This is a genomic window from Actinoplanes sp. NPDC048988, assembly GCF_043197815.1.
Taxonomy (GTDB): domain Bacteria; phylum Actinomycetota; class Actinomycetes; order Mycobacteriales; family Micromonosporaceae; genus Actinoplanes.
On sequence record NZ_JBICTW010000007.1, the window covers coordinates 156,358 to 181,185 of the forward strand.

Genomic DNA, 24,828 nt, shown 5'->3' on the forward strand with positions numbered 1-24,828 from the left:
ATGCGCAGGCGAACGATTCTCGCCCTCGGGGGCGCGGTGGTGCCGGCGGCCGCCGCGCTGCCCGGCCGGGCCGAGGCGGGGCGCCCGTCGCGGCGCGAGTCCTGGCGGCACACGTGGACGGCGATGCCGCAGCTGACCGAGCCGCACAACCTGCCGCCGGCGCCGTTCGCGGCGCTGGCCGACACGACCCTGCGGCAGACCGTCCACGTGACGATCGGGGGCCGCCGGCTGCGGGTGCGGTTCTCGAACGCGTTCGGCACCGGCCCGCTGCCGATCACCGCCGCCTCGGTGGGGCTGCCGCTCGGCGGCCGGGCCGGCGTCCCGGCGGTCGAGCCCGGCAGCGTTCGGCCGCTCACCTTCGGCGGCCGGCCGTCGGTGGTGGTCCCGGTGGGCGCGCAGATCGTCTCCGACCCGGTCGCCCTCCCGGTCCCGGCGGCGGCCAACCTGACGATCTCGGCGTACCTCGCCACCGGGCTGACCGGTGACGCCGTCACGGGACACCCGGGATCGCGTACGACGTCGTACCTGCTCAAGGGCGACCACAACGCGGAACCGGACCTGCCCGGCGCCGTCCCGGCCGACCACTGGTATCTGATCAGCGCGGTCGAGGTGCAGGCGACCGAGGCCACGGCCGCGCTCGCCATCGTCGGCGACTCGCTGACCGACGGCCGCGGGTCGACCACCAACGGCAACGACCGCTGGCCCGACCAGCTGTTCGCGCGCGGGTCGAAGGTCGCCGTGCTGAACCAGGCCGCCGGTGGCAACCGGGTGCTCAACGACGGCCTCGGCCCGAACGTCCTGGCCCGGCTGGACCGCGACGTGCTCGCGGTCGGCGGCGTCGACCGGATGCTGCTGTTCGAGGGCGTGAACGACATCGGTACGGCCGAGGCCACCGAGCAGGCGCAGAAGCAGGTGGTCGACGACCTGCTCGTGGCGTACGACCAGATCGTGCTGCGCGCGCACGCCGCCGGTCTCACCGCCTACGGCGCCACCCTGACGCCGTTCGGCGGGAACACCGGCTACGACGATCCGGCCGGTCTGCGCCGGCGTTCCCGCCGCACGGTCAACGAGGCCGTCCACCGCATCTTCGACGGGGTGGCCGACTTCGACGCCGCGGCCCGCGACCCGTCCGCGCCCGAGACGCTGCTACCGGCGTACGACACCGGGGATCATCTCCACCTGAACCCGGCCGGATATGCGGCCCTGGCCCACGCCGTGCCCCGGCACCTCATTCGATGAGCACCCGCTCGAGCTGAGCCCGGATCGGCATCCCGGACAGTGCCTCCAGCACGTCCGGGGTGTCGAACTGAGCCTTGCGCAGGTCGAGGACCCGCAGGGACGGGTAGTCCACGGGGGTCAACTCCTCCAACTGCTCCACCGCACACTCGGTGCCGAACACGTCCGTCCCGATCTCCAGGGTCAGTGTGGTCAACGCCGGCAGCGGTCCGGGCAGGATCGAGCCGTCCGAACTGACGACACCCCGCAACCGGACGTCGGTCACCGTCTCGGACTCCACCCCGTGGAAGACGAAGGCGCCCTCGACGGTGAGCGTCCGCAGCGACGGCAGCGCCCGCCACATCGCGTGCCCGGCGTCCCCGACCAGTCCGACGTCGTGGAACTGCAGCGCATCGAGCGCCCGGCCGGTGGAGGTGGTGGCGTTCTCGAACAGGAACCTGAAGCCGTGCCCGAACGACAACTCCGTCAGCGCCGGCCGGGGCCGGCCGGCGATGGCGATCGCGGTCCGGCGCGCCGAATGGTGGAAGTCGGTCAGCCGTAGCCGCAGCGTCCTCAGCCCGTCCGCGACCGGATGGTCCAGCAGGGCCTCGATCAGTACGGATTCCCACAGCTCCGGATCGGGCTCGGGCCGTCCGAGGATCCGCTCCACCAGCGCGCCACGCCCGGCCGTCGTGGCGGGCGTCAGCCTGAATTCCGCCTCGGCGGGCTCGTCGAGCCGCCAGGAGCCGTCGCGGAGAAGATCGTCCAGGTCCGTACGCATCACTCGAAGCGTCCCGGGTCGCCCGCGCCCACGCGCAGGATCTCCGGCTCGCCGCCGGACAGGTCGACCACAGTGGTCGGCTCGGTGCTGCCCTCACCCGCGTCGACCACCGCGTCGAGCTGGTGGTCGAGCGTCTCCTTGATCTCCCAGCCCATGGTCATCGGCTCGTCCTCGCCCGGCAGCAGCAGCGTGCTCGAGACCAGCGGCTCGCCGAGCTCCTCCAGGATCGCCTGCGCCACCACGTGGTCGGGGATGCGGGCCCCGACCGTCTTCTTCTTCGGGTGCAGCAGGCGGCGCGGCACCTCCTTGGTGGCCGGCAGGATGAACGTGTACGGGCCCGGGGTGGACGCCTTCACCAGGCGGAACGACGCGTTGTTGATCTGTACGAACTGGCCCAGCTGAGCGAAGTCACGGCACATCAGCGTGAAATGATGGCGGTCGTCCAGGTGCCGGATCTCCCGGATCCGGTCGAGACCGTCCTTGTTGCCCATCCGGCAGCCGAGCGCGAAACAGGAGTCCGTCGGGTACGCGATCAGCCCGTCACCCTTGATGATGTCCACCACCTGGCGGATGGCACGAGCCTGAGGATTGTCCGGATGTACGTCGAAATACTTCGCCACCCGCGAAGTCTAGTGAGTAAGGTCGCCTGACGTGATCGACTCCCCGCGGACAGCCGCCGTCACCGTCCCCGGCATCGACGGCTCCGGCCCCGGCCACTGGCAGACCCTGCTCGACGCCGACCCGGCGTTCCTGCGCATCCAGCCCGCCTCCTGGAGCCACCCCGAGCGGGACGACTGGATCGCCGCCCTCGACCGCGCCGTGGCCGTCGCCGACCGCCCGGTGCTGGTGGCGCACAGCCTGGGCACGCTCGCCGTCGCCCACTGGGCCGCCCGCCCCGACCTCCCGCCGGTGGCCGGCGCCCTGCTGGTGGCCATCCCCGACCCGGCCGGCCCGGCCTTCCCGGCGACGGCCGGCTCGTTCCGCGAGCCACCGCTGACCCCGCTGCCGTTTCCCTCGATCGTGGTGGCCAGCACCAACGACCCGTACGACCCGGCCGGCGCCGCCGCCGGTTTCGCCGAAGGCTGGGGCAGCCGCTTCCTCGATCTCGGCGACGTCGGCCACATCAACACCGACGCCGGCTACGGCGAGTGGCCGCTGGCCACGACCCTGATCGACTCCCTGCGCCGCGCCTAACCGCTTCCCGCCTCGACCCGCGTCACCGACTGCCCTTCGCCGACCCGCCAGACGGCGATCCCCGCACTCGAGAAATGGGCACCGTGGCCGCGGGCGCTGTCCTTCGTACGGCACAGATTCCGCAGATGATCGCGCAGCCCCGGATGCCGCACCGCGGCCAGCCGCCCGTCCCACACCGGATCGACACCCCAGTCCGGGCTGAGGGTGAAGAGGTGCTCCGGCCCGCGCATCGCCCCGGTGGCGGCCGCGAGCGCACCGGCCAGCGACCCGTCGGTATCCACCCGGAACTCCACTTCCGGATACGCGTCACGAATGTCGCGCGGCTCAAGCCCACGCTCGCCCAGAATCCGCCCCAGTTCGGCGCCGGTCACCCCAGCGTCGAGTTCGGGCACACCGGCGTCGGCCCCGTCCCCCTCGACAGCGGCCCGGAACCTCGACCGGCCCAGGTCGAGGCTCCAGAACGGGGCGATCAGATCCCACTCCGCCAACAGCTTCCCCAACACCGGGACGGAGGAGAACGGCGGCCGTACGACCTCGGTCAGCACCCCGGCGTCGAAGCCCTTGGCGAACAGGTCATCGGCCAGATCGTCACAGACGTAGTACACGGCGTACTCCGCCGCGTCGTCGTCCACCGGCCGCCCCAGCAGAACCGAGAAGCCGTCCACGAGGGCCGCCCGCCACTCGTCCGTCACCGTCATGAGTGGCCATCTTAGGGGCCTCAAGCGGCCTCACAGACGCAGAGCTGAAGCGGCGCGCCCGCCGTGAACGCCCGGCCGGACCAGTCGCCGAAGCGCTCGACGAGCCGAAGACCACCGAGCGACAGCAGCAGCGGCAACTCCTGCGGAAAGATGCTCCTGATCTCGAGCGGCGCCACGACGAAATCGGCCTCGGATCCGGACGAGAGAAACCACGTACCCCGGGTGACCTGCGCGGCCGCGTCGTAGGTCTCCACCACCTCGACGTGGACCTCACCCCGGCCGGCATCCACGAACGACAACGACTCCCGCCCGCGCCGCACCCCATCGGCCGCGGCGAGCAGACGAACGTTCGGATTGAACACATCGAAGACGAACAGCCCGCCCGGCGCCAGATGCCTGCGAACCGCCTGGAAGCAGCCGACCAGATCCTCCGGCTCGTGCAGGTGCAGCAGCGAGTTGGCCGCGATGAACACGAAGTCGAAGGCGCGCCCCAGATCGAAGTCCCGCATGTCACCCCGCGTCCATTCCACTGTCACGCCGCGCTGGCCCGCCTTACGCCGAGCCTCAGCCAGCATCTCCGCCGAGAAGTCCAGCCCCACACACGGCCACCCGTCGGCGGCGATGGGGATCAGCTTGTTCCCGGTGCCGCAGCCCAGTTCCAGCACCCGCCCACCCTGCCGCCCCGCGTAGTCCCGGTAGAAGTCCACAGCGGGCCCACCACCCGGAAACATCAGGTCGTACAGCCTCGCGTGCGAGTAGAACGCCCCACTCATCAACGCCTCCCCATTCCCCGGCGACCGTGCAGCAGGATACGACCCGAAGCACCTCGAGCATCGCCCGCCGACCGCTCACAGCTCTGATCCCGCGCGACCGGCCGGCCCCCGCACGGCGCAGCATCCGGCCGAGCACGTGCGCTCGCTGACGCGGCCGCGGGACTCCGCTCGACTTCCCTCAACCGCGCGGCCTCCCTCACCCGCGCGGCCTCCCTCACCCGCGCGGCCTCGCCCGGCCGCACAACCCCGCCCGACCGAACAACCTTGCCCAAGCGCACGGCCTTGCCCGACTGCACGACCTCGCCCAACCGCGCGGTTCCGACCGATCGCTCGGCTCGGCTCGGCGCGTCCAGTCGCTGGGTCGTCCCGCTCGGCTCGGTTTGACCGCGTTCCCTCGCTTGGCTTTGGCGCGAGGCCTCCCGGAAGCCCGTGTTGCGGGCCGGCGCCGCCGTGCTCGGCTCGGTTTGACCGCGTCCAGCCGCCCGCTCGGCTCGGCTCGGCCGCGTTCAATCGCTCGGTTCCGCTGGGCTCGGCTTGCGGTGCTCAACTGCCCCCGACTGTATTTGGCCGAAGCGGTTGTCCACAGGACTGGTTGTGGGCGTGCTCGGTTGCGGGGTTATCCACAGCGGCCGCCGCAAGATCGTTGGAATTTGGCCATACTGACCGACGGGGGCTCCCCCTGGGAGGGCGGGCTCTGGCTGGTGGGGTGCGAGCTACAGGGCTTCGGGGTGGTGAGTGCGTGCGCGTCTTCGTGATCGGGGCGGCCGGCGGCGTCGGCCGTCGCCTGTCCAAGCTGCTGACCGGGCAGGGCCACGACGTGACCGGCATGCACCGCGCGCCCGGCCAGGCCGCGACGGTGGAAGCCTCTGGCGCGACGCCCCTGCTCGGCGACCTCGTGCACGACCCCGTCGACGATCTTGCTCTGCGGTTCCAGCGGCACGACGCCGTCGTCTTCACCGCCGGGGCGCACGGCACCGGCAGCGATCAGACCACCCTGATCGACGGCAAGGGGCTGGAGAAGGCCGCCGAAGCCGCCGGCCTGGCCGGTGTCCGGCGGTTCCTTCTCGTCTCCGTCTTCCCTGATGCCGGGCGCGGCCGCCAGCCCACCGAGGGGTTCGAGCATTACATGCGGGTCAAGAAGGCCGCCGATGTCTTCCTCACCCGGACCGGGCTCGACTGGGTGATCGTGCGGCCGGGCACCCTCGTCGACAACGCCGGCGAGGGGAGGGTCACGGCCGGACCGGCCATTCCGTACGGCGACACGCGGCGTGACGATGTCGCCGCGTTCCTCGCGGCCGTTCTTCAGGAGCCTTCGCTCAACCGGGTCGTCGTCGAGGTGACCTCCGGGGACGAGCCGGCCGTCGAGGCGGTCAGGCGGCTCGCGTCCGGGTAGCGATCGCGTGCACCACGGCGGCCATGTCCGCGTCGCCGTACCCCTGGTCTCTCGCCTCGGTGTAGAGGGCCCGGCATCGGGTCAGCAGCGGCATCGCGGTGCGGGCGGCGCCGACGATCAGCTCGTTGTTCATGAGCACGTCGCGGATGGACGCCTGCACGGTGAAGTCGCCGTCGACCAGCTTGGCCGCCTTCACCCGGGACACCGGGCTGGCCATCGGGCCGGCGTCGAGCACCCGGCGCAGGGTGACCGGGTCGAGGCCGTGGCCCTCGGCGAAGTGGAACGCCTCGGCCAGGCCGGTGACCATGCTGATGAGGTACGTGTTGACGGCCAGCTTCATGAGCAGCGCGCCCGGCACCGGACCGCAGTCGAAGGTGTCGCCGCACATGGGTGCGATCAACGGCCGTACGACATCAAGCTGCTCCGCCTGGCCCGCCAGCATGGCGACGAGCGTGCCCGCCTCGGCCGGCCCGCGCGAGCCGGAGACCGGGGCCTCGACGTAGCGGGCGCCGGCCTTCTCGACGCGATCCCGCAGCCCGGCCGAGTAGTCGGGCGCCGTGGTGCCCATGTGGACGATCAGGTGGCCGTCGAGCAGCGCGGGGTCGAGGACACTGTCGATCGCCTCGGCGCCCGACAGCATCATGATCACGATTTGGGCCCGTTCGAAGACCTCGGCCGGGGTGGCGGCCCGGACGGCGCCGGGCGGGGTCTCCCGCGAGGGCGTACGGCTCCAGACGATCAGATCGGTGCCGGCCTTGGCGAGGTTGGCCGCCATCGGCCCGCCCATCACGCCCAGCCCGAGGAATCCCACAGTCATTCCCCCGACGGTAGGAGCCGGCCGGCGCCGGCACCCGATCCAATCCGGCGGCATTGGTTCGCGCCATCCGAAACGGGACGGTGCCCGGTCCGGCCCGCGTGCGATGCTGCGGGGCGTGGCAGTGACTGCGAACCTCGACGGCCTTCTCGACGAGCCGTACCGTTCCCTCGACCTGAAAGACCTGGTGGCGGCCCCGGTCTCCGCCCTGTCCGGCGTCAGCGACGAGGAGGCGCAGGGCCTTTCCCTGGCCTTCGGCATCGACACGATCGGCGACCTGGCCGAAAACCAGTTCATCCGCGCCGCCGTCGCCATCAACGCCCTCGCCAAGGTCATCGAACCGCCGGCGTGACACCGCCCGCGGGCTCGACGCGGACCGAGGCCACGGCTAGCTAGCCCTGGACCCGTGCCGATGTGCTGACCGCGGTCGGGCTGGTCATCGCCCTGATGTCGGTGATCGTCCCGACCGTGCTGGCCCGTCGGGGCAACCAGGTCGCAGGCTAGCGGACCCCTCCCATCAGGCGGCGGATCCAGGGGCTCAGGGCCCAGAGGATGCCGCCCAGGGCGATGGCGATCAAGCCCAGGATGCCGAAGTACGCGACCTCGTGGTCCTCGCTGTAGTAGCCGGCCAGCGTGCCGGACAGGGCCGTGCCCAGGGCGACCGACAGGAAGAACAGGGCGACCATCTGGGTCTGGAAAGCGCGCGGGGCCAGCTTGGTCGACAGGGAGAGGCCGACGGGGGAGAGCAGCAGCTCGGCGATGGTGAAGACCAGCAGGATGCCGGTGAGGCCGAGCAGCGGGACGCTGGCGCTGCCGGCGAAGGGCAGGAACAGCAGGAACGCGACGCCCATGATGGCGGTGCCGGCGGCGAACTTCACCGGGGTGGACGGCTGGCGGTCGCCGAGGCGGGTCCAGAGGGCGGCGAAGACGCCGGACAGGATGATGATGAAGACCGGGTTGATCGACTGCACCCAGCTGACCGGCATCGTCCAGCCGAAGATGTCCCGGTCGAGCCGTTGGTCCGAGTAGATCGTGACCACGGTGAACTGCTGCTGGTAGAGCGACCAGAAAGCGGCCGACGCGATGAACATGGGGATGAAGGCGTAGACGCGGCGGCGTTCGACCTGGTCGATCTTGCGGCTGCTGAGGATCACCGCGAAGTAGGCGACGGCGGCCAGGATCGACAGCACCACCACGATGTCCGACAGATGCTCGGCCGGGATGAGGCCGGTGAAGGTGAGCACGGCGACGACGGCGACCACGGCCACGGCCACGCCGGCCACCAGCGGCCGCCGGCCGGCCGGGAGGGGATTGGCCACCCGGCTCGCGTCCGGCGGCAGGTTCTTGCGGGTGAGCGCGTACTGGGTCAGGCCCAGCGCCATGCCGACCGCCGCCAGCGCGAAGCCCCAATGGAAGCCCGCCTCCTGCTGGAGCACCCCGGTCAGCAGCGGCCCGACCAGCGCGCCGAGGTTGATGCCCAGGTAGAACAGCGAGAATCCGGCGTCGCGCCGCTCGTCGCCGGGCGCGTACAGGGTGCCCACGATCGACGTCGCCGTGGCCTTCACGCCGCCGCTGCCCAGGGCGATGAGGATCAGGCCCACGGCCACCCCCGCGAGGCCCGGGACCACGGCCAGCCCGATGTGCCCGCACATGACGAGGATCGCGCTGCCGAACAGCACCTTCTCCGGGCCGAACAGGCGGTCCGCCGACCAGGCGCCGATCACCGTGGCCAGGTAGACCGACCCGCCGTACGCCCCGACGATCGACGTGGCCGTGGCCTGGTCGATGCCGAGACCGCCCCGGCCGGCCTCGTAGTAGAGGTAGATCAGCAGGATGCCCTGCATGCCGTAGAAGGAGAACCGCTCCCACAGCTCGACCCCGAATAGATTGGCCAGCGGCCGCGGCTGGCCGAAGAAGGTGCGCTCGGTCGTCTCTAGCATTGGCCTGGATTACCCAGGAGGACGAGACTAGGACCGTGGAAACTGAACTCTTCATCGGCGGTAAGTGGGTCCCCTCCTCGACCGGGGACCGTTTCGACGTACGGGACCCGGCGACCGGCGATGTCATCGCCACCGTCGCGGACGGGTCGGAGGCGGACGCGATCGCCGCGGTGGACGCGGCGGCCGAGGCCGGGCCGGCGTGGGCGGCCACGGCTCCGCGGGTACGGGGGGAGGCGCTGCGCAAAGCCTGGGAGCTGATGACCGAGCGGGCCGGCGAGCTGGCCAAGCTGATCAGCCTCGAGAACGGTAAGGCCCTGGTCGACGCCAAGGGCGAGGTGACGTACGCGGCCGAGTTCTTCCGCTGGTTCGCCGAGGAGGCCGTGCGGGGCGCCGGCGACTTCGCCACCGCGCCCTCGGGTGCCAACCGGATCCTGGTCACCCGGCAGCCGGTCGGCGTGTGCGTGCTGGTCACCCCGTGGAACTTCCCGGCCGCCATGGCCACCCGCAAGATCGGACCGGCGCTCGCCGCGGGCTGCACGGTCGTCCTCAAGCCGGCCAGCGACACCCCGCTGACCGCGCTCGCCATGGCCGCCATCCTGGCCGAGGCGGGCGTGCCGTCGGGCGTGGTGAACGTGCTGCCCTCGCGCAGCTCGGGCAAGGTCGTCGGCGCGATGCTCAAGGACCCGCGGGTGCGGAAGCTGTCGTTCACCGGCTCGACCGAGGTCGGCCGCATTTTGCTCGCCCAGGCGGCCGACAACGTCGTCAACACGTCGATGGAGCTGGGCGGCAACGCGCCGTTCCTGGTCTTCGCCGACGCCGACCTCGACGCGGCGATCGACGGCGCGATGATCGCCAAGATGCGCAACGGCGGCGAGGCGTGCACGGCCGCCAACCGCTTCTACGTCGAGTCCTCGGTGGCGGACGCCTTCAGCCAGAGGCTCGCCGAGCGCATGTCGGCGCTGCGCGTCGGCCCCGGCACCGACGAGAACACCCAGGTCGGCCCGCTGGTCAACGAGGACACCGTCGGCAAGGTCGACAGCCTGGTCCAGCAGGCCCTCGAGGGCGGCGCGACGGCGGCCACCGGCGGCCGCCGGCCCGAGGGCCCCGGCTACTACTACCCGCCGACCGTGCTGACCGGGGTGGCGCCGGACGCGCCCATTCTGCGCGAGGAGATCTTCGGGCCGGTGGCGCCGATCGTCACCTTCACCGACGAGGCCGAGGCTGTCCGGCTGGCCAATGACACCGAGTTCGGCCTGGTGGCGTACGTCTACACGACCGACCTGGCCCGGGGCCTGCGGGTCAGTGAGGCCATCGAGGCGGGCATGGTCGGGCTCAACCGGGGCCTGGTCAGCGATCCGGCGGCGCCGTTCGGCGGCGTCAAGCAGAGCGGCATCGGCCGTGAGGGCGGCCACGAGGGCCTGCTCGAATACCTCGAGTCGAAGTACATCGCCGTCAACTGGTGATTTTCTTCCGCATGCGGACGAGCGGGACGGGGGCGCCTCCACGGGCGTCCTCGACCTGCTCGACCGCTTCGAAGCCGTACGCCTCGTAGAGCGGCCGCCCGGACAGGGTGCCCATCAGTTCCAGCGCCGTGAAGCCCTCCGCCGCCGCGGCCTGCTCGCAGAGCGACAGGATCAGCCGGCCGACCCCACGCCGCGTGTGCGCCGGGTGCGTGTACATCGCCCGTACCTTGGCCGGGTCCTTCGCCGGATCGAGCAGGCCGGCGTCGCGTCCCGTGGAGTGGTCACCGCCGTACAGCGTGGCCCGCCGGCTCCACCCGCCGCAGCCGGCGATCTCTCCCTCGTCCTCGATGACGAAGTACGTCTTGTCTTCGATGAGCTGAGTGTCCAGGCCCATGATCGCCGTGCTGCTGTCGATCTGTTCCGGCGTGAGGAAGCCCTTCTGAAGCTCGGCGATAGCGGCCGCGATCAGCGATTTCAGCGTTTCCAGGTCGGCCGTGGAGGCGAGCCGGCTCGTCAGTGTCATGACCTCCATCTTTCTCTTCCCGCATCCCACTGCTATTGTGCTAGTCAACTAGTGGAATAGAGGGATCACGGATGATCGAGTTTCACTTGGACGCGCGCTCGGGCGTCGCGCCCTACCTGCAGCTCATTCAGCAGGTTCGGCACGCGCTGCGGCTCGGGATGCTCAAGGAAGGCGACCGGCTGCCCACCGTCAAGGACGTGGTGGCCCGCGTGGCGATCAACCCCAACACGGTGCTCAAGGCCTACCGCGAGCTGGAGTACGAAGGTCTCGTGCAGCCCCGTCCCGGCCTGGGCACCTTCGTCACCCGCACCCTCGCCGGCGGCGACGAGGCCATCGCCGCGCACGAGCCGCTGCGCCGCGAGCTGACCGCCTGGCTCGGCCGGGCCCGGGCCGCCGGCCTCGACGACGAAGACGTCGAGGCGCTGCTCATCAACACCTTTCGGGAGTTTTCGGAAGAACGAGCGGGGAGGCGGGGATGACTAGCGCCGTCACCACCACCGGACTGACCAAGCGGTACGGGCGGCGGGCCGCGCTCAGCGACTGCACCCTGGAGATCCCGGCCGGTCACGTGGTCGGCCTGGTCGGCCCGAACGGGGCCGGCAAGTCGACACTGCTGCAGCTCGCCTGCGGTCTGCTCACGCCGACCGAGGGCCGCATCGAGGTGCTCGGCCGGCCCCCGCACACCGGCTCGGGGCGCCTCGGCTTCGTCGCGCAGGACACCCCGGTCTACGCCCACCTGAGCGTCGCCGACCATCTGCGGTTCGGTGCCCACCTCAACCCCGGCTGGGACGCCGCGCTCGCGCAGGGGCGCGTGACCGAGCTCGGGCTCGACCCGTCGCAGCGGGCCGGCAAACTCTCCGGCGGCCAGCGGGCGCAACTGGCCCTCACGCTCGCCATCGCGAAACGGCCGGAGCTGCTGTTGCTGGACGAGCCGGTGGCCGCGCTCGATCCGCTCGCCCGCCGTGAGTTCCTGCAGGGCTTGATGTCGTACGCCGCGGAGAACGGCACCACCGTCGTCATGTCCTCGCACGTGGTCGCCGACCTCGAACGCGTCTGCGACTACCTGATCGTGCTCGTGGCCTCCCGCGTGCGCGTCCACGGCGACGTCGACGAGTTGCTCGGCACCCACCACCGGCTGACCGGGCCGCGCCGCGACCCGGGCACGCTCGGCCCCGGCCGTGACGTCGTGCTGGCCAGCCACACCGACGTGCAGTCCACTCTGGTGGTGCGGAGCACCGCTCCGGTCGACGACCCGTCCTGGGCGTCGGACCGGCTCGATCTGGAGGACATCGTCCTCGCCTACATGTCCCAGGCCGGCGCCGACGGCCGCGACCGTGTGCTGGAGAAGCGATGATCTGGCTGACCTGGCGGCAGTTCCGCGTCCAGGCCTGGGTGGCGGCGGCCTTCGCCCTCGCCATCGCGGCGGCGCTCGCGGTGACCGGCCCCCACCTGTTCGACCTCTACCAGAGCAGCGGCCTGGCCGACTGCACCACCGACTGCGCGGACCTCGCCGAGAATTTCTCGGTCCAGGCGGGGACGACCCTCAACGCCACCCTGTACGCCGTGGGCACCGGTGCCCTGCTGCTGATGCCGGCGCTCGTCGGCGTCTTCTGGGGCGCCCCGCTGGTGGCCCGCGAGCTCGAGACGGGCACCCACCGGCTGGTCTGGAACCAGACCGTGTCCCGGCGCCGCTGGATCCTCACCAAACTGATCGGGATCGGCGGAGCCGCCGCGGTCACGGCCGCCGTGATCAGCGCGGTCGTGACGTGGTGGACGGCGCCGCTCGACGACGCCAACGTCGGGCCCCTCGGGCAGGAGCTGTTCTCCGCGCGCGGTGTCGTCCCGGTCGGCTACGCGACGCTCGGCTTCATGGCCGGCGTGCTGATCGGCATGCTGCTGCGGCGGTCGGTCGCGGCCATGGCGGTGACGTTGCTGGCGATCGTGCTCGTGCAGGTGGCGGTGCCCTACTTCGTCCGGGAGCACCTGACCACCCCGGTCACCAGCTCCACCGCCTTCGACCCAGCCAAGATCGAATCGCTCGGTATCGGCTCGGACAACACCATCAAGGTCAAGATGGCCCTGCCGGTCGAGGAGGCCTGGGAGCTGTCGAACGTCACGACCGGGCCGGACGGCGAGGAGTACACGGGCCCGGTCGACCCGGCCAAGTGCGGGCGGGACGCCGGTGGGCCGCGGGCGTGCGAGAGATACCTCGGAACCCTGAACCTGACGCAGAAGGCCTCATACATTCCGGTGGACCGGTTCTGGCTGCTGCAGTGGCGCGAGTTGGGGCTGCTGTTGGCGGTTTCTGCGCTCCTGGCCGTGGCCTCGATCTGGTGGATAAACCGAAAAGTAGCGTGATGCCGGACTTATCCGGAAGGTCGGCGATACGGGGTGCCGCCGACCTGTTTCACACCCCTGACCAGGGCATGATCATGAGTATCGATACCGTACGTAGTTGACGCGTGCTTACCGACCGGAAATGAACTATTTTTCTCTCCGGCACCGTACCCCTTGTCGAGTGCATTGACGGGTATCCGATACTGGGTCCGCTCGTTCGGGCGTTCCACAGCTCGGGTTCCACCGGAGAGGACGACTTCCCCATGCGCAAGAAATTGTTGGCCCTCGCCATGGCGGGTGTGATGGCGACAGCCACCATGACTGCGTGTGACGACTCCGACGACTCGAGCGACGCCAGTAACACCAGCACGAGCGGCGGCGGCAAGGCCCGCGTCGGCGTGATCCTGCCCGACACCGTGAGCTCGCAGCGGTGGGGCAACGACGACCCGAAGTACCTGAAGAAGGCGTTCGACGCGGCGGGCATTCCGGTCGAGATCCAGAACGCCCAGGGCGACGAGGCCAACTTCGTCAAGATCGGCGACTCGATGATCAACAGCGGCGTGAAGGTGCTGATCATCGCGAACCTCGACGCCGCGAGCGGCAAGACGGTCCTCGACAAGGCCCGCGAGAACAAGATCCCGACGATCGACTACGACCGGCTCACCCTCAACGGCGGCGCCGACTACTACGTCAGCTTCGACAACAACGAGGTCGGCCAGCTGCAGGCGCAGGAGCTCAAGGCCTGCCTCAAGGGCGTGACCAACCCGACCATCGCCGAGCTGAACGGCTCGAAGGCCGACAACAACGCCACGCTGTTCAAGGAGGGCTACGACGCCGAGTTGCAGCCCCTGTTCGACTCGGCCCAGGCCAAGAAGGGCCCGGACCAGTGGGTGCCGGACTGGGACCCGAAGGAAGCCGAGAAGATGTTCACCCAGATGCTCCAGCAGGTGCCGGACATCGACGGTGTGCTCGCGGCGAACGACGGCATCGCCGGCGCGGTCATCAAGGTGCTCAAGAAGAAGGGCCTCAACAAGAAGGTGCCGGTGACCGGTCAGGACGCCACCCTCGAGGGCCTGCAGGCGCTGCTCACCGGCGACCAGTGCGTCACCATCTTCAAGCCGCTGGAGCAGGAGGCGGCGGCCGCCGCGAACCTGGCCATCGCCCTGTTCAAGGGCCAGAAGCCGCAGGTCTCCGACCAGATCAAGGACCCCGAGTCGGGCGCCTACATCCCGTTCAAGTCGATCCTTCCCCAGGCGATCACCAGCAAGACGATCAACAACGTGGTCAAGGCCGGCTTCGTCGACAAGGCCAAGCTCTGCGCCGGCGCGTACGCCAAGCTCTGCACCGCCGCCAAGGTGGGCGTGACCGCCAGCACCGCGGACCCCGACGCCGACCAGTAAGCCTCCCCGCGACCGCCCCGTCCTCGCCCCCACCGGGCCGAGACGGGGCGCTCGTCTGTCAGCGGGCGTGCCGACGGCGCAGCCGAGGCGGGTCGAGCAGTACGCCCGTGACCAGCCGCCGGCGTGAACTACGCCGAGTGATCACATGACGACCGTGGCTACCATTCGGTGTGTGCGGAGCCAATCAGCGGTGTCTTTCCGAGGTGCATTGGAGATTTTGGGTCGGGCCGGGACGCCGGGTGTCGACAAACTGGACGCCGCACTGGGTGGCCTCATCCTGGCGGCCGGCGTGGGCGCGGGGGTCGCCGCCGTCGGCGGTGCCGCCCTGGCGCCGGCCGGACTGATCGCCGCCCTGTGGGGCTGGGTGGATCAGAAGAACGAGGCCATCGCGTTGTTGCGACGGGCGGTCGGCCGGCTGGCACCCACGATCGAAGGAGTGTCAGACCCGGCCCGCCGCACCGAGTTGATCGACGCGGCGCACACGACGATCGCCGCTGCCGCCTTCTTCGAGGAGGTGCAGCGGCGCCGGATCGCCGCCGGCCTGACCGACGAGGACCGGCGGGCGCTGCTGACCGGATCTCGTGCGTCGGAACGCGACCAATTGATCGACTGCCTGTACCTGCGGAAGCTCGACGCTCCCGATGCGAGCGCCGGCTTCGTCGAGAACCTGGACGTGGTCCGGGATTGGATGCTCGACCTCGGGAAGCGCACGCAGCGTTTTCTGGCCGGGCTCGACGGCTTCCGGATGTTCGACGTCTACGTGCTCGCCGATGACGCCGTCCGGCGCTATCAGTCGTATTACGAGGACCTTGCCGTCGCCGTCCCCGAGATGGCGATCCGAATCGACCTCTCGGAGCACGCTGCTACCCGTCACCGGATCGACGTCCTCGCCGGCCTGATCGAGCGGGAGCGGCCTCTGGACCCCGCGGTGGGACTGGTCCGGGCCAACCGGGCCCGGCTGCGGGAGCGCGTGGTGCCAGGCGGCGTGGACCGGGAGAGCACACCGATCACCTTCCCTCTGATCGATGACCTGTTCATCGAACCGCGGTACCGCGGTTGCCAGGTGGCCGAGGACACCCGGATCGGCGACGAGACCTGGTGGGCAGGGCAACCGCTGCGAACCGATCTGCTCGCGACCCTCGGCACGCGTGCCGGGTCGCGCGAGGGCGCGGAACTGCCGATGCTCGTCCTCGGTCATCCAGGTGCCGGCAAATCCATGTTGACGAAGATCCTCGCCGCGCGGCTGGCGGAGACGGACTTCGTCGTCGTGTGGGTTCCCCTGCGAGCGGTCAGTGCCCACGCTCCGGTCTTGAACCAGATCGAGGAGGGTCTGCGGCTCGCCACGAACACCGAGATCGCCTGGGCCGAACTCGCGGGCCGGGCCGGGGGCAAGCGCCGGGTCGTGATCCTCGACGGGCTCGACGAGTTGTTGCAGGCGAGCCCGTCGGACCGTAGCGGATATCTGCAGGAGGTGGCCGCGTTCCAGCGGCTCGAGCGGGATCAGGAACGGCCCGTGTCCGTGGTGGTCACCTCCCGGACGGTCGTGGCCGAGCGGGTGGACACCCCGCGCACCCTGTTCGTGGTCAAGCTCGAGGAATTCGAGCAGGAGCAGACGCGGGAGTGGCTTCGGCGCTGGAATACCAGCAACGCGCTCGGCATCGCGGCGGGTGACGTGCGCCGCCTCACGCTCGGGGTCGTGCTCCGGCAACCTCACCTGGCCTCGCAACCGCTGCTGCTTCTCCTGCTGGCGATCTATGCGGCGGACCCGGCCACTCCGGCCCTCGACGCCGGCATGTCGATCACCGCCCTCTACGAAAGGCTGATCACGACCTTTGTCCGGCGCGAGGCGGAGAAGAAGAAGTCCGCTGAGGCCCACGACGCGACCACGGCCGCCATCGACCGGCTTTGCGTGGCCGCCCTCGCCATGTTCAACCGCGGGCGGCAGCACGTCTCGGAGGCGGAGCTCGGCGACGACCTGACCGCCCTGGCCGGAGTCAATCGGGCGGCGGAGCGCCCCGAGGTGACCGGCCGGCGGCTGCTCGCAGAGTTCTTCTTCGTGCACGCCGCCGAGGCGGTGGGCCTGCACCGAACCGAACGAATCTACGAGTTCCTGCACGCCACGTTCGGCGAATATCTGATCGCCCGTAAGGTCGTCGAGGAGCTGCGGGACATCGCCGACAAAGCCTCCGGCGGGTGGCGTGAGCGGGAACCGGACGACGGTCAGCTGCGGACGCTGCTGTCGCACCAGGCGCTGGCCACGCGCCGGCCGATCGAACAGTTCACCACCGAGATGCTCGGCGGGCTCGGTGAGCGGGAGCGAAGGGGCATTGCGGCGGCGTTGACGGCGCTGATCCGGCAGTTCCGCCAGGGCGCTCGCCCGCCCCGCAGCGCGGGCTACTGGCCGTCCGGCATCGACCACCTGCGTGAGCTGTCGGCCTATTCCGCCAATTTGTTCCTGCTGCGCATGGCGTGCGAGCCCGCCGACGGAACGTTGCGCCTGGCCGACCTTCTGCCGGAGCCGGTCATGACGCACTGGCGAGAGGCCGTGATGTTGTGGCGGTGCGGACTGGGCGCCGAAGGCTGGCACGCCATGCTCGGCTTCTTCAGGTTGTCCGAGACCGATACCGCCGTGATCGGGCGGGGGACCGGCCCGCAAAGCTGGATCACTCCGATAGCCGAGATGAGCTACTACGAGTTGATCGGCGATGACGGCACCTTGCAGAACTACGCCATCGGTGCCACGGTGAACCGGCAGGTCGGCTGGGAAGCTCCGGACTGGTACACCAGGATGCGGCTCTGGTTGGTGGCAGAGGCGGCGGGCTGCGGCCCGATGTGGTTCGTCTCCATGCCGCCCCCCGGAACGGCCACTGAGCAGCTCGATGAGATTCGTGGGCTCATTTCCCGGGTGGTGGCGCGTTTTCCGGCCGACGGCCGAGCCGATGAGGACTTTGTCGCTATCGTGCGCATACTGACCGATGATCCAAAATATCGCCCCACGGTGGCCGCCGCGGTGTGCCGTATTCCCGCTTTGCTAGAGGCAACCGAGGATTTGCGGGCGCCCCGTCTCTACGAGGGAATTCCCATGGCGGCGATGATGGACGCTATTCGTCTGGAGGAGCCGTCGGAGGCCTGGCGGGAGTTGCGGGCGGCACTGCCCGACGCCGGGCCGCAGGACCTTGCTCAGGCCCTGCGGCTGTTGCTCGACGTCCCCGCTACGAGCCCAGAAGCTCCCGCACGCGCGGGATGACCTGGGTGCCGTACAGCTCGATGGATCTCATCATCTGCTCGTGGGGGAGTGTGCCGGCCGAGTACTTCAGGTCGAAGCGCTGGATGCCCAGCTCCTTGATGGTGCGGGCCATCTTCTGGGCCACCGTCTCGGGGGAGCCGGCGTGCCAGGCGCCCTCGGTGATGTCGTGGTCGAAGCGGTCGCGGGCCATGGGTGGCCAGCCCCGTTCGCGGCCGATGCGGTTCAGCATCGTGCGGGCGTGCGGCCACAAGGTCTCCACCGCCTCCTCGTCCGTGTCGGCGACGAAGCCGGGGCAGTGCACGGCGACCGGCTGGTCCGGCTGGCCGAACTCCTTCAGGGCGTGGTGGTAAAGCTCCACGTACGGCGCGAAGCGCACCGGCTCGCCGCCGATGATGGCCAGGGCCAGGGGGAAGCCGTACTTGGCGGCGCGGACCACCGACTCGGGGCTGCCGCCCACGCCGATCCAGGTCGGGATGCGGCCCGAGGAGGACTTGGGGTAGACCTGCTGGTCGGTCAGGGGCGGGCGGACCGTGCCGGACCAGGTGACGGGACCCTCTTTGAGGAGTTCCGCCATCAGCTCGGCCTTCTCCTCGAACAGCTTCTCGTAGTCGTGCAGGTCGAAGCCGAACAGCGGGAACGACTCGGTGAAGGAGCCGCGGCCGAGCGTGATCTCGGCGCGGCCGTTCGACACCGCGTCCAGGGTCGCGAAGCGTTCGAAGACGCGTACGGGGTCGTCCGAGCTCAGGACCGTCACCGCCGTGCCCAGCTTGATCGTCGAGGTGCGGGCGGCGATGGCGGCCAGCACGATCTCGGGGGCGGAGACGGCGAAGTCGTCGCGGTGGTGCTCGCCCAGGCCGAAGGCGTCGACGCCGACCTTCTCGGCGAGCATGGCCTGCTCGACGACGTTGCGGATCACCTCCGCGTAGGGGAGGCGCTTGCCGTGACTGTCGGCGGTGACGTCGCCGAACGTATCAAGTCCGAATTCCACCATGATCATCCTACCGGCGGGTTCTGCCCTTCAGGCGGCGGCCCATCTCGCGCGCGATCTCCTTCTCGGCGTCGCGCTTGGCCATCACCTGACGCTTGTCGTACGACTTGAGGCCGCGCGCCATCCCGAGCTCGACTTTCGCCCAGCCCTCGCTGAAGTACATCGACAGCGGAACCAGGGTGAGCCCGTTGCCGTCGTTCAGCTGGGACAGGATCTTGACGATCTCCTGCTTGTGCAGCAGGAGCTTGCGGGTACGGCGCGGGGCGTGGTTGGTCCAGCTGCCGTACCCGTACTCCGCGATGTGCAGGCCGTAGAGCAGGATCTCGCCCTCGTGCTCGGCGGCGAACGCGTCGACCAGCGAGGCGCGGCCCTCGCGCAGCGACTTCACCTCGGTGCCGGCCAGCACGAGTCCCGCCTCCCAGGTCTTGAGGATGGCGTAGTCGTGCCGGGCCTTCTTGTTCGAGGCGATCAGCTTGCGGCCGGTTTCCTTGCTCACGCCTATTGAATTTAGGGCACGGGACGGCGCATCGAGTACGTGACACTGCTCAACCGGTGCGGCTCGTTGTGCACGTGCATCGCGGCCCGGTCGTACGCCTGCCAGCCGGCCGCGCCGGCCCGGTTGAGGTGGCGCAGGTCGTCGTAGCGCTCGTCGGTGCCCCAGCGCAGCGTGCCACCGGGGTGGTGGAAGGTCGCTGTCCAGTCCATGAAGCGGTCGGCGCCGAGCGTGCCCGCGGAGCGGTACTCGAGCCGAGCGTATTCCCAGTTCGTCACCCGAAGGATTATTCACCATCATCGTCCGCTGTGGATCTCCCCTGAGATAACCCTGAGGTAGGCGTTCGGGGGCTTCCCGCCCGGTAGCGGCGGGCTTACGCTGCGCGCCGGGGGGAATTCATCATGGGGAGATTTGTCTGCGGCCGCCGTGCCAAGTGGATCGTGCTGGGCCTGTGGATCGTGATCCTGGTCCTGACCGCGCCGCTCGCCGGAAAGCTGGGCAGCGTCGAGAAGAACGACAATTCGGCCTGGCTGCCCGGTGGGGCCGAGTCGACGCAGGTCATCGAGGAGAGCCGCGCGTTCCAGCCGGACGACATCGCACCCGCGATCGTCATCTACGAGCGGACCAGCGGCATCACCGAGGCCGACATGGCGCAGGCCCAGAAGGCCGCGGCCGAGATGAAGAACGTGCCCGGCGTGACGGGCGAGGTCATCGGGCCGATTCCATCGCAGGACAAGCAGGCTGTTCAGATCATCGTTCCTGTCAAGATCGACGCCGATGGCTGGGAGGCATTGCCGGATGTAGCCGACCAGATAAGACAGGTGGCTGGTCCGGGCGCTTATCTCGCCGGTCCGGTGGCCAATGCGGCCGACTCGGCCGACGCCTTCGCCGGCATCGACGGCACGCTGCTCTACACCACCCTGATCGTGGTCGCGATCATCCTGCTGATCACCTACCGAAGTCCGGTCCTCTGGCTGTTCCCGATCATCAGCGCCGGCGTGGCCCTGGTCGCCGCCCAGGCGGTCATCTACCTGCTGGCCAAGTACGCCGACCTGGTGGTGAACGCGCAGAGCGCCGGCATCCTGACGGTTCTCGTCTTCGGCGCCAGCACCGACTACGCGCTGCTGCTGGTGGCCCGATACCGGGAAGAGCTCAGACGCCACGAGGACCGGCACGAGGCGATGCAGCTCGCCCTGCACCGGGCCGGCCCGGCCATCATCGCCAGCGCCGCCACCGTCGCCATCGGCATGTCGATCCTGACCCTGGCCGAGCTGAACTCGACCAGCGGCCTCGGCCCGGTCGCCGCCATCGGCGTCGTGGTCGGCCTGGCCGCGATGGTCACCCTGCTGCCGGCCATGCTGGTGATCTGCGGGCGCTGGCTGTTCTGGCCGGTCAAGCCGAAGTTCGGCACGGCCGAGCCGACGGCGACCGGATTCTGGGCCCGGCTCGGCGGCCGGATCGCCAAGCGGCCCCGCCGGGTGTGGATCGGCACCGCCCTGGCCCTCGGCGCCATGGCCCTCGGTCTGCTCCAGCTCAACGCGGTCGGCCTCACCACGGCCGAGCAGTTCACCACCGAGCAGCCGTCGGTGAAGGCCGAGCAGGTCCTGGCCGCGCACTTCCCGGCGGGCGGCGGCCAGCCGGTCACCGTCATCGCCAGCGCGGGCGCCGCGGCCGAGGTCAAGACGGCGTTCGCGGGCGTCGACGGGATCACCGCGGTGGCCGACCCGGTGGTCAAGGACGGCAAGGCGCTGATCGACGGCACCCTGGAGTCCTCGCCCGACAGCGAGGAGGCACAGCGGACCGTCGAACGGGTCCGCGACGCGGTGCACGCCGTTCCCGGCGCCGACGCCATAGTGGGCGGGACCTCGGCCGCGCTGCTCGACATCAACAACGCCAACAAGCACGACAACCGGCTCATCATCCCGCTCGTGCTGCTGGTCGTGCTGATCATCCTGGGGCTGCTGCTGCGGGCGATCGTGGCGCCTTTGATTCTGATCGCCACGGTGGTGCTGTCGTTCGCGGCCGCCCTCGGCGTGAGCGTGCTGGTGTTCCGCTACATCTTCGACTTCCCGGCCGAGGACACGTCGTTCCCGCTGTTCGTCTTCGTGTTCCTGGTCGCGCTCGGCATCGACTACAACATCTTCCTGATGACCCGGGTGCGGGAGGAGGCCCAGCAGCACGGCACCCGCAAGGGCGCGCTGATCGGCCTGGCCGCCACCGGCGGGGTGATCACCTCGGCCGGCATCGTGCTCGCGGGCACGTTCGCGGCGCTGGCCAGCCTGCCCCTGGTGTCCTTCGTGGAGATCGGCTTCGCGGTGGCCTTCGGCGTCCTGCTGGACACCCTGATCGTGCGGTCGGTGCTGGTCACGGCGCTGAACCTGGACGTCGGCCGGCACATGTGGTGGCCGTCGAAGCTGGCCGCGCCCGAGCCGGGGGAGAAGCCGTTGTCACCATCTGAACCGGAGCTGACCCACTAGGGCGGCCACGGCGCAGAGTCCGGGCCATGAAGGCTGTTCGAGTACACGCGTACGGAAAAGGCCCTCAATCGACGACATCCCGGAGCCGAGGGTGACCGGGCCCTTCGATGTGCTGGTCCAGGTCGGTGCGGCCGGGCTCTGCCGCACCGACCTGCACATCGTGGAGGGGCAGTGGGCCGAGAAGTCCGGCGTCCAGCTGCCCTACGTGATCGGGCACGAGAACGCGGGCTGGGTGCGCGAGGTCGGCCCGGCCGTGAGCAACGTGGCGCCGGGCGACGCCGTGATCCTGCACCCGCTGGTGACCTGCGGGCTGTGCGGGCCGTGCCGGCGCGGCGACGACGTGCACTGCGAGAACTCGCGGTTCCCGGGCGCGACCTGCGTCGTGATCGGCGCCGGCGGTCTCGGCCACATCGGCGTCCAGTGCCTGGTCGCGATGACCGCGGCCCGGGTGGTGGTGGTCGACCCGAACCCGCGCGCCCGCGAGTTCGCGTCCCAGCTGGGCGCCCACGAGGTCGTGACCGCCGGTCCGCCAACGCCCAGGAACCCAACGTCTACGGCGGCCGCGCCATGGCCATGCCGTTCCTGCACAGCCGGCCCCGCTACTTCGCGCAGATCATCGGCGAGCTGCTCTACTGGCTCGGCGAAGACCGCCTGCTGTTCGGCAGCGACTACGCCGGCTGGCAGCCCCAGTGGCTGATCAAGGAGTTCGCCGGCTTCCAGATCCCGGACGACATGCGCGCGAGTACGGCGAACTGACCGCCACCACCAAGCGGAAGATGCTCGGCCTGAACGCGGCGCGGCGTCCCCGGCGCCGCCATGCAGCTCAGCCCCGCCTGGAACTCGTCCACCTCGAGGGCCAGCCCGGTGCCGGTCACCTGCCGCAACTGCCGGTCCAGCACCGAACGCTCGGTGACGGTCGACGAGGTCACGCCGGGCAACCGCACCCCGTCGAGCAGCCCCGGCAGCATGGCCAGCATCAACTTCCCGAAGGCGGTCGCATGCGGCACCTGGTGAAAACCCACCCCCAGCGGGTTGATCCGCGGATGTTCGGGGCACTCCTCAACGTGCGCCACGATCATCTCCTCGTCCCGCAGCGCCGCGTAGTAGGCCGCCGCCCGCGCCTCCCGACGCACGACCGACGCCACCCGGCGCACCTCGGGCGGCACCGCGATCTGCCGGCGCAGCCCTCGGGCGAGATCGTCGACCCGGTGCCCGAGCGCGTAGGCCCGGGCATCGGCCAGATGCAGCAGATAGCCCCCACCCACCAACGTCGTGAGCAGGTGATACGTCGTCGGCAGGGTGAGGCCGAGAGCTTTCGACAGCTCCTTGGCCGTCACCGGGCCGGGCGCCGCCGCGACGAACCGAGGAAACCCAGATGACTGATCGTGCGAAAGGTGTGTGTTTTCCAAGATGATTTTCATTACCGCCAAGTTCTCGATCAAGCCCGAGCACGCCGACGACTGGCCGCGAATCTCCCGCCCGTTCACCGAGGCCACCCGGGCCGAGTCCGGATGCCTGTGGTTCGACTGGTCACGCAGCCTGGACGACCCCAACGAGTACGTTCTGGTCGAGGCCTTCCGCGACGGAGACGCGGGCGCGGCCCACGTCGGAAGCGCCCACTTCAAGCAGGCGCAGCAGGATCTGCCGCCCTACCTGGTGGCCACCCCGAAGATCATCAGCCAGAACGTCGACCAGAGCGATTGGTCGGAGCTGGGCGAGTTGGCGGTCCGTTAAGGACATCGAAGTCAGAAGCGGAATGTCGTAGCGGGGTGGTGGGTACGGACCGCAACTCCCGTCGAGGGCCCGGGCGGGGCGAGCAGGGCGCTGCGCGCCCAGAACGCTCACCCCACCCGGGCGACCTGCGTGAGCGGTCGCGCTCGACCCCGGCGTGCTTCACCCGCCGCCCCGCCACCGTCGCGCCCGGGCGGGTGGCCCTCGTCGGGCTGCACGCCCAGGTGTGATGCTCGGAGACGTTGGTCGAGGGAGTGTGACCACTCGATCTGAGGATGATGGGCGCCGCGCAGTCATCTGGTTCGCCGAGCGCGGTGTCACCGTCGATCGGGTGCTCTCGGACAACGGCTAGGCCTGCATATCCCGGCTCTGGACCTCGACCTGCGCCGAGCTCGGCCTCACCGTGAAAACCCCGGCCATACCGGCCGCGAACCAACGGTTCCACCGCACATTGGCCGACGGCTGGGCCTTCGCCAAGCCCTACACCAGCGAAAAGGCCCGGCGCGCAGCTCTGCCAGCGTTCCTACACGATGACAACCATCACCGACCCCACACCGCCATCGGCATCACCCGGTTGAACAACCTGGCCGGACATCACACCTAGGTCAGCAGGGTCGCCCCGTCGAGGATCAAGGGTGACCAGGACGGGGCGCCCGTCGTGCCGTGTTTGGGGTCGACGCCGATGAAGCGGGCGCCGCTCACCCGGGTCACCGTGTGGCGAGCCTCCCAGTCGGCGGCTGAGCGCTGCCGTAGCCGTTCGCCGCACCGCCACTGCCGCCGGGTGAAGTCGACGATCGTGTCGTGGCCGTGTACCTGTGAGAACGGCATCGGCGTGGCCTCGCGCAGCCACGACTCGTACACCTCGGAACCGGCCGAGGCCCACAGCGGCCCCCGGTAGCTGCCCACCACCTCGTCCGGCCGCGTGTTCAGCAGCGCCGCCGTCGTGGCCGCCGTGACCGGCTCGCCCAGCTGCCGCCAGGCCTCGACGGTCAGCCCGGCGTGGGTGATCAGGAACTCCTCCCCGTCCGCCGCCCGTACCGCCGCCGCGACCCCCATCCACTCCCGGCGCCACCAGTCCCGCAGCAGCTCCGCCGCGGTCTCGGGCAGCGGCTCCGGCCAGAACCGGTCACCGCCCAGGTACTGCCACTCGTGGTTGCCGATCAGCTGCACCCACCGCCGGGGGTCGCTTTCGAGCCGCCGCCGCACCACGTCGAGCACCCCGGCGCTGTCCGGCCCGCGGTCGACCAGATCGCCCACCTGCACGACGACCGCCTCGCCGTCGCCCGTGACGCGGGCCAGCTCGCCGGGGAAACCCCCGACGTCGCCCACCACCATGATCCGCGCCATGAAACAAGCTTAGA

Annotated in this window: 25 protein-coding genes and 2 pseudogenes; 15 read left to right on the top strand and 12 right to left on the bottom strand. The window is 70.1% G+C overall.

The window, feature by feature from the left end; translation table 11 throughout:
• A complete protein-coding gene (locus ACGFJ7_RS23600; protein ID WP_392643779.1) occupies window positions 1-1,239 on the top strand; it encodes an SGNH/GDSL hydrolase family protein in 1,239 nt (412 codons plus the stop codon).
• Here the strand turns inward: ACGFJ7_RS23600 and ACGFJ7_RS23605 are convergent.
• Together ACGFJ7_RS23605 and ACGFJ7_RS23610 are read right to left on the bottom strand one after the other, a co-directional pair.
• Window positions 1,229-1,996: a hypothetical protein gene (locus ACGFJ7_RS23605; protein ID WP_392643781.1), complete on the bottom strand. Its 768-nt coding sequence runs from the start codon at window positions 1,994-1,996 to the stop codon at window positions 1,229-1,231. The genes ACGFJ7_RS23600 and ACGFJ7_RS23605 overlap by 11 nt on opposite strands.
• Window positions 1,996-2,616, bottom strand: coding sequence for an L-threonylcarbamoyladenylate synthase (locus ACGFJ7_RS23610; protein WP_360255760.1), 621 nt, complete (start codon window positions 2,614-2,616; stop codon window positions 1,996-1,998). Before ACGFJ7_RS23610 ends, ACGFJ7_RS23605 begins: the two co-directional genes overlap by 1 nt.
• A 31-nt stretch (window positions 2,617-2,647) precedes the next feature.
• On the opposite strand from ACGFJ7_RS23610, the gene ACGFJ7_RS23615 reads away from it, so the two are divergent.
• Window positions 2,648-3,190: an RBBP9/YdeN family alpha/beta hydrolase gene (locus ACGFJ7_RS23615; protein WP_392643783.1), complete on the top strand. Its 543-nt coding sequence runs from the start codon at window positions 2,648-2,650 to the stop codon at window positions 3,188-3,190.
• Here ACGFJ7_RS23615 and ACGFJ7_RS23620 read toward each other — a convergent pair.
• Together ACGFJ7_RS23620 and ACGFJ7_RS23625 are read right to left on the bottom strand one after the other, a co-directional pair.
• Complete coding sequence (locus tag ACGFJ7_RS23620) at window positions 3,187-3,888, bottom strand: hypothetical protein (RefSeq protein WP_392643785.1); 702 nt, start codon at window positions 3,886-3,888, stop codon at window positions 3,187-3,189. The two genes, ACGFJ7_RS23615 and ACGFJ7_RS23620, sit on opposite strands and share 4 nt — an antisense overlap.
• Before the next feature lie 20 nt (window positions 3,889-3,908).
• Window positions 3,909-4,661, bottom strand: coding sequence for a class I SAM-dependent methyltransferase (locus ACGFJ7_RS23625; RefSeq protein WP_392643787.1), 753 nt, complete (start codon window positions 4,659-4,661; stop codon window positions 3,909-3,911).
• 739 nt (window positions 4,662-5,400) lie between these two features.
• On the opposite strand from ACGFJ7_RS23625, the gene ACGFJ7_RS23630 reads away from it, so the two are divergent.
• Entirely contained in the window at window positions 5,401-6,054 is a 654-nt protein-coding gene (locus tag ACGFJ7_RS23630) for an SDR family oxidoreductase (RefSeq protein ID WP_360255750.1), read from the top strand.
• On the opposite strand, the gene ACGFJ7_RS23635 is transcribed toward ACGFJ7_RS23630, so the two are convergent.
• Window positions 6,032-6,925, bottom strand: coding sequence for an NAD(P)-dependent oxidoreductase (locus tag ACGFJ7_RS23635; protein ID WP_392643789.1), 894 nt, complete (start codon window positions 6,923-6,925; stop codon window positions 6,032-6,034). The two genes, ACGFJ7_RS23630 and ACGFJ7_RS23635, sit on opposite strands and share 23 nt — an antisense overlap.
• A gap of 61 nt (window positions 6,926-6,986) precedes the next feature.
• Here ACGFJ7_RS23635 and ACGFJ7_RS23640 point away from each other — a divergent pair, with 61 nt between their 5' ends.
• Entirely contained in the window at window positions 6,987-7,220 is a 234-nt protein-coding gene (locus tag ACGFJ7_RS23640; protein ID WP_360255746.1) for a hypothetical protein, read from the top strand.
• Window positions 7,221-7,368: 148 nt separating this feature from the next.
• Here the strand turns inward: ACGFJ7_RS23640 and ACGFJ7_RS23645 are convergent, their stop codons facing one another.
• Window positions 7,369-8,808: a peptide MFS transporter gene (locus ACGFJ7_RS23645; protein ID WP_360255744.1), complete on the bottom strand. Its 1,440-nt coding sequence runs from the start codon at window positions 8,806-8,808 to the stop codon at window positions 7,369-7,371.
• Between the two features lie 35 nt (window positions 8,809-8,843).
• Here ACGFJ7_RS23645 and ACGFJ7_RS23650 point away from each other — a divergent pair, with 35 nt between their 5' ends.
• On the top strand, window positions 8,844-10,271 hold the full coding sequence (locus ACGFJ7_RS23650) for an NAD-dependent succinate-semialdehyde dehydrogenase (RefSeq protein ID WP_360255742.1): 1,428 nt from the start codon (window positions 8,844-8,846) through the stop codon (window positions 10,269-10,271).
• Here ACGFJ7_RS23650 and ACGFJ7_RS23655 read toward each other — a convergent pair.
• Window positions 10,261-10,794, bottom strand: a complete 534-nt coding sequence (locus ACGFJ7_RS23655) for a GNAT family N-acetyltransferase (protein ID WP_392643792.1) — start codon at window positions 10,792-10,794, stop codon at window positions 10,261-10,263. The genes ACGFJ7_RS23650 and ACGFJ7_RS23655 overlap by 11 nt on opposite strands.
• Before the next feature lie 71 nt (window positions 10,795-10,865).
• Here ACGFJ7_RS23655 and ACGFJ7_RS23660 point away from each other — a divergent pair, with 71 nt between their 5' ends.
• The 5 genes from ACGFJ7_RS23660 to ACGFJ7_RS23680 all read left to right on the top strand — a co-directional run bounded on the left by ACGFJ7_RS23660 (window position 10,866) and on the right by ACGFJ7_RS23680 (window position 17,778).
• Window positions 10,866-11,273: a GntR family transcriptional regulator gene (locus ACGFJ7_RS23660; protein WP_360255737.1), complete on the top strand. Its 408-nt coding sequence runs from the start codon at window positions 10,866-10,868 to the stop codon at window positions 11,271-11,273.
• Entirely contained in the window at window positions 11,270-12,148 is an 879-nt protein-coding gene (locus ACGFJ7_RS23665; RefSeq protein WP_360255735.1) for an ABC transporter ATP-binding protein, read from the top strand. The genes ACGFJ7_RS23660 and ACGFJ7_RS23665 overlap by 4 nt, the downstream gene beginning before the upstream one ends.
• Window positions 12,145-13,152: an ABC transporter permease subunit gene (locus ACGFJ7_RS23670; RefSeq protein ID WP_392643795.1), complete on the top strand. Its 1,008-nt coding sequence runs from the start codon at window positions 12,145-12,147 to the stop codon at window positions 13,150-13,152. The genes ACGFJ7_RS23665 and ACGFJ7_RS23670 overlap by 4 nt, the downstream gene beginning before the upstream one ends.
• A 242-nt stretch (window positions 13,153-13,394) precedes the next feature.
• Window positions 13,395-14,531 carry a substrate-binding domain-containing protein gene (locus ACGFJ7_RS23675; RefSeq protein ID WP_360255730.1) on the top strand — a complete coding sequence of 379 codons (1,137 nt, stop codon included), beginning with the start codon at window positions 13,395-13,397 and terminating at the stop codon, window positions 14,529-14,531.
• A 145-nt stretch (window positions 14,532-14,676) separates the two neighbouring features.
• A complete protein-coding gene (locus ACGFJ7_RS23680) occupies window positions 14,677-17,778 on the top strand; it encodes an NACHT domain-containing protein (protein WP_392643797.1) in 3,102 nt (1,033 codons plus the stop codon).
• Here ACGFJ7_RS23680 and ACGFJ7_RS23685 read toward each other — a convergent pair.
• Genes ACGFJ7_RS23685 through ACGFJ7_RS23695 form a run of 3 tightly spaced genes read right to left on the bottom strand, consistent with a single transcriptional unit; the run spans window position 17,744 to window position 19,537 of the window.
• Window positions 17,744-18,775 carry an LLM class flavin-dependent oxidoreductase gene (locus ACGFJ7_RS23685; RefSeq protein ID WP_392643799.1) on the bottom strand — a complete coding sequence of 344 codons (1,032 nt, stop codon included), beginning with the start codon at window positions 18,773-18,775 and terminating at the stop codon, window positions 17,744-17,746. The genes ACGFJ7_RS23680 and ACGFJ7_RS23685 overlap by 35 nt on opposite strands.
• A gap of 1 nt (window position 18,776) precedes the next feature.
• On the bottom strand, window positions 18,777-19,262 hold the full coding sequence (gene smpB, locus ACGFJ7_RS23690) for an SsrA-binding protein SmpB (protein ID WP_097324300.1): 486 nt from the start codon (window positions 19,260-19,262) through the stop codon (window positions 18,777-18,779).
• A gap of 11 nt (window positions 19,263-19,273) precedes the next feature.
• Entirely contained in the window at window positions 19,274-19,537 is a 264-nt protein-coding gene (locus ACGFJ7_RS23695; protein WP_360255722.1) for a hypothetical protein, read from the bottom strand.
• Window positions 19,538-19,660: 123 nt separating this feature from the next.
• On the opposite strand from ACGFJ7_RS23695, the gene ACGFJ7_RS23700 reads away from it, so the two are divergent.
• From ACGFJ7_RS23700 to ACGFJ7_RS23710, 3 genes and pseudogenes are all read left to right on the top strand, one after another.
• Window positions 19,661-21,736, top strand: coding sequence for an MMPL family transporter (locus ACGFJ7_RS23700; RefSeq protein ID WP_360255720.1), 2,076 nt, complete (start codon window positions 19,661-19,663; stop codon window positions 21,734-21,736).
• A 160-nt stretch (window positions 21,737-21,896) separates the two neighbouring features.
• Window positions 21,897-22,202 (top strand): annotated as a pseudogene (locus ACGFJ7_RS23705) (alcohol dehydrogenase catalytic domain-containing protein); the annotation flags it as partial.
• Window positions 22,157-22,492, top strand: coding sequence for an amidohydrolase family protein (locus ACGFJ7_RS23710; protein WP_392644014.1), 336 nt, complete (start codon window positions 22,157-22,159; stop codon window positions 22,490-22,492). The pseudogene ACGFJ7_RS23705 and the gene ACGFJ7_RS23710, both read left to right, overlap by 46 nt.
• On the opposite strand, the gene ACGFJ7_RS23715 is transcribed toward ACGFJ7_RS23710, so the two are convergent.
• Window positions 22,405-23,178, bottom strand: coding sequence for an IclR family transcriptional regulator (locus ACGFJ7_RS23715; RefSeq protein WP_392643801.1), 774 nt, complete (start codon window positions 23,176-23,178; stop codon window positions 22,405-22,407). The two genes, ACGFJ7_RS23710 and ACGFJ7_RS23715, sit on opposite strands and share 88 nt — an antisense overlap.
• Here ACGFJ7_RS23715 and ACGFJ7_RS23720 point away from each other — a divergent pair.
• Window positions 23,147-23,470 carry a putative quinol monooxygenase gene (locus ACGFJ7_RS23720; protein WP_392643803.1) on the top strand — a complete coding sequence of 108 codons (324 nt, stop codon included), beginning with the start codon at window positions 23,147-23,149 and terminating at the stop codon, window positions 23,468-23,470. The two genes, ACGFJ7_RS23715 and ACGFJ7_RS23720, sit on opposite strands and share 32 nt — an antisense overlap.
• A gap of 280 nt (window positions 23,471-23,750) precedes the next feature.
• Window positions 23,751-24,071: pseudogene (locus tag ACGFJ7_RS23725) on the top strand (integrase core domain-containing protein); the annotation flags it as partial.
• Here the strand turns inward: ACGFJ7_RS23725 and ACGFJ7_RS23730 are convergent.
• Complete coding sequence (locus ACGFJ7_RS23730) at window positions 24,068-24,814, bottom strand: metallophosphoesterase (protein ID WP_392643805.1); 747 nt, start codon at window positions 24,812-24,814, stop codon at window positions 24,068-24,070. The pseudogene ACGFJ7_RS23725 and the gene ACGFJ7_RS23730 overlap by 4 nt on opposite strands.
• Window positions 24,815-24,828 lie beyond the last annotated feature (14 nt).

What these genes read in the sequence shown, in the direction of transcription:
- ACGFJ7_RS23730 (WP_392643805.1), bottom strand. Translation starts at nt 24,814, where the DNA reads ATGGCGCGGATCATGGTGGTGGGCGACGTCGGGGGTTTCCCCGGCGAG.
- ACGFJ7_RS23605 (WP_392643781.1), bottom strand. Translation starts at nt 1,996, where the DNA reads ATGCGTACGGACCTGGACGATCTTCTCCGCGACGGCTCCTGGCGGCTC.
- ACGFJ7_RS23680 (WP_392643797.1), top strand. Translation starts at nt 14,677, where the DNA reads ATGACGACCGTGGCTACCATTCGGTGTGTGCGGAGCCAATCAGCGGTG.
- ACGFJ7_RS23655 (WP_392643792.1), bottom strand. Translation starts at nt 10,794, where the DNA reads ATGACACTGACGAGCCGGCTCGCCTCCACGGCCGACCTGGAAACGCTG.
- ACGFJ7_RS23670 (WP_392643795.1), top strand. Translation starts at nt 12,145, where the DNA reads ATGATCTGGCTGACCTGGCGGCAGTTCCGCGTCCAGGCCTGGGTGGCG.
- ACGFJ7_RS23645 (WP_360255744.1), bottom strand. Translation starts at nt 8,808, where the DNA reads ATGCTAGAGACGACCGAGCGCACCTTCTTCGGCCAGCCGCGGCCGCTG.
- ACGFJ7_RS23620 (WP_392643785.1), bottom strand. Translation starts at nt 3,888, where the DNA reads ATGACGGTGACGGACGAGTGGCGGGCGGCCCTCGTGGACGGCTTCTCG.
- ACGFJ7_RS23685 (WP_392643799.1), bottom strand. Translation starts at nt 18,775, where the DNA reads ATGATCATGGTGGAATTCGGACTTGATACGTTCGGCGACGTCACCGCC.
- ACGFJ7_RS23635 (WP_392643789.1), bottom strand. Translation starts at nt 6,925, where the DNA reads ATGCCGCCGGATTGGATCGGGTGCCGGCGCCGGCCGGCTCCTACCGTC.
- ACGFJ7_RS23665 (WP_360255735.1), top strand. Translation starts at nt 11,270, where the DNA reads ATGACTAGCGCCGTCACCACCACCGGACTGACCAAGCGGTACGGGCGG.
- ACGFJ7_RS23660 (WP_360255737.1), top strand. Translation starts at nt 10,866, where the DNA reads ATGATCGAGTTTCACTTGGACGCGCGCTCGGGCGTCGCGCCCTACCTG.
- ACGFJ7_RS23600 (WP_392643779.1), top strand. Translation starts at nt 1, where the DNA reads ATGCGCAGGCGAACGATTCTCGCCCTCGGGGGCGCGGTGGTGCCGGCG.
- ACGFJ7_RS23625 (WP_392643787.1), bottom strand. Translation starts at nt 4,661, where the DNA reads ATGAGTGGGGCGTTCTACTCGCACGCGAGGCTGTACGACCTGATGTTT.
- ACGFJ7_RS23675 (WP_360255730.1), top strand. Translation starts at nt 13,395, where the DNA reads ATGCGCAAGAAATTGTTGGCCCTCGCCATGGCGGGTGTGATGGCGACA.
- ACGFJ7_RS23720 (WP_392643803.1), top strand. Translation starts at nt 23,147, where the DNA reads ATGATTTTCATTACCGCCAAGTTCTCGATCAAGCCCGAGCACGCCGAC.
- ACGFJ7_RS23700 (WP_360255720.1), top strand. Translation starts at nt 19,661, where the DNA reads ATGGGGAGATTTGTCTGCGGCCGCCGTGCCAAGTGGATCGTGCTGGGC.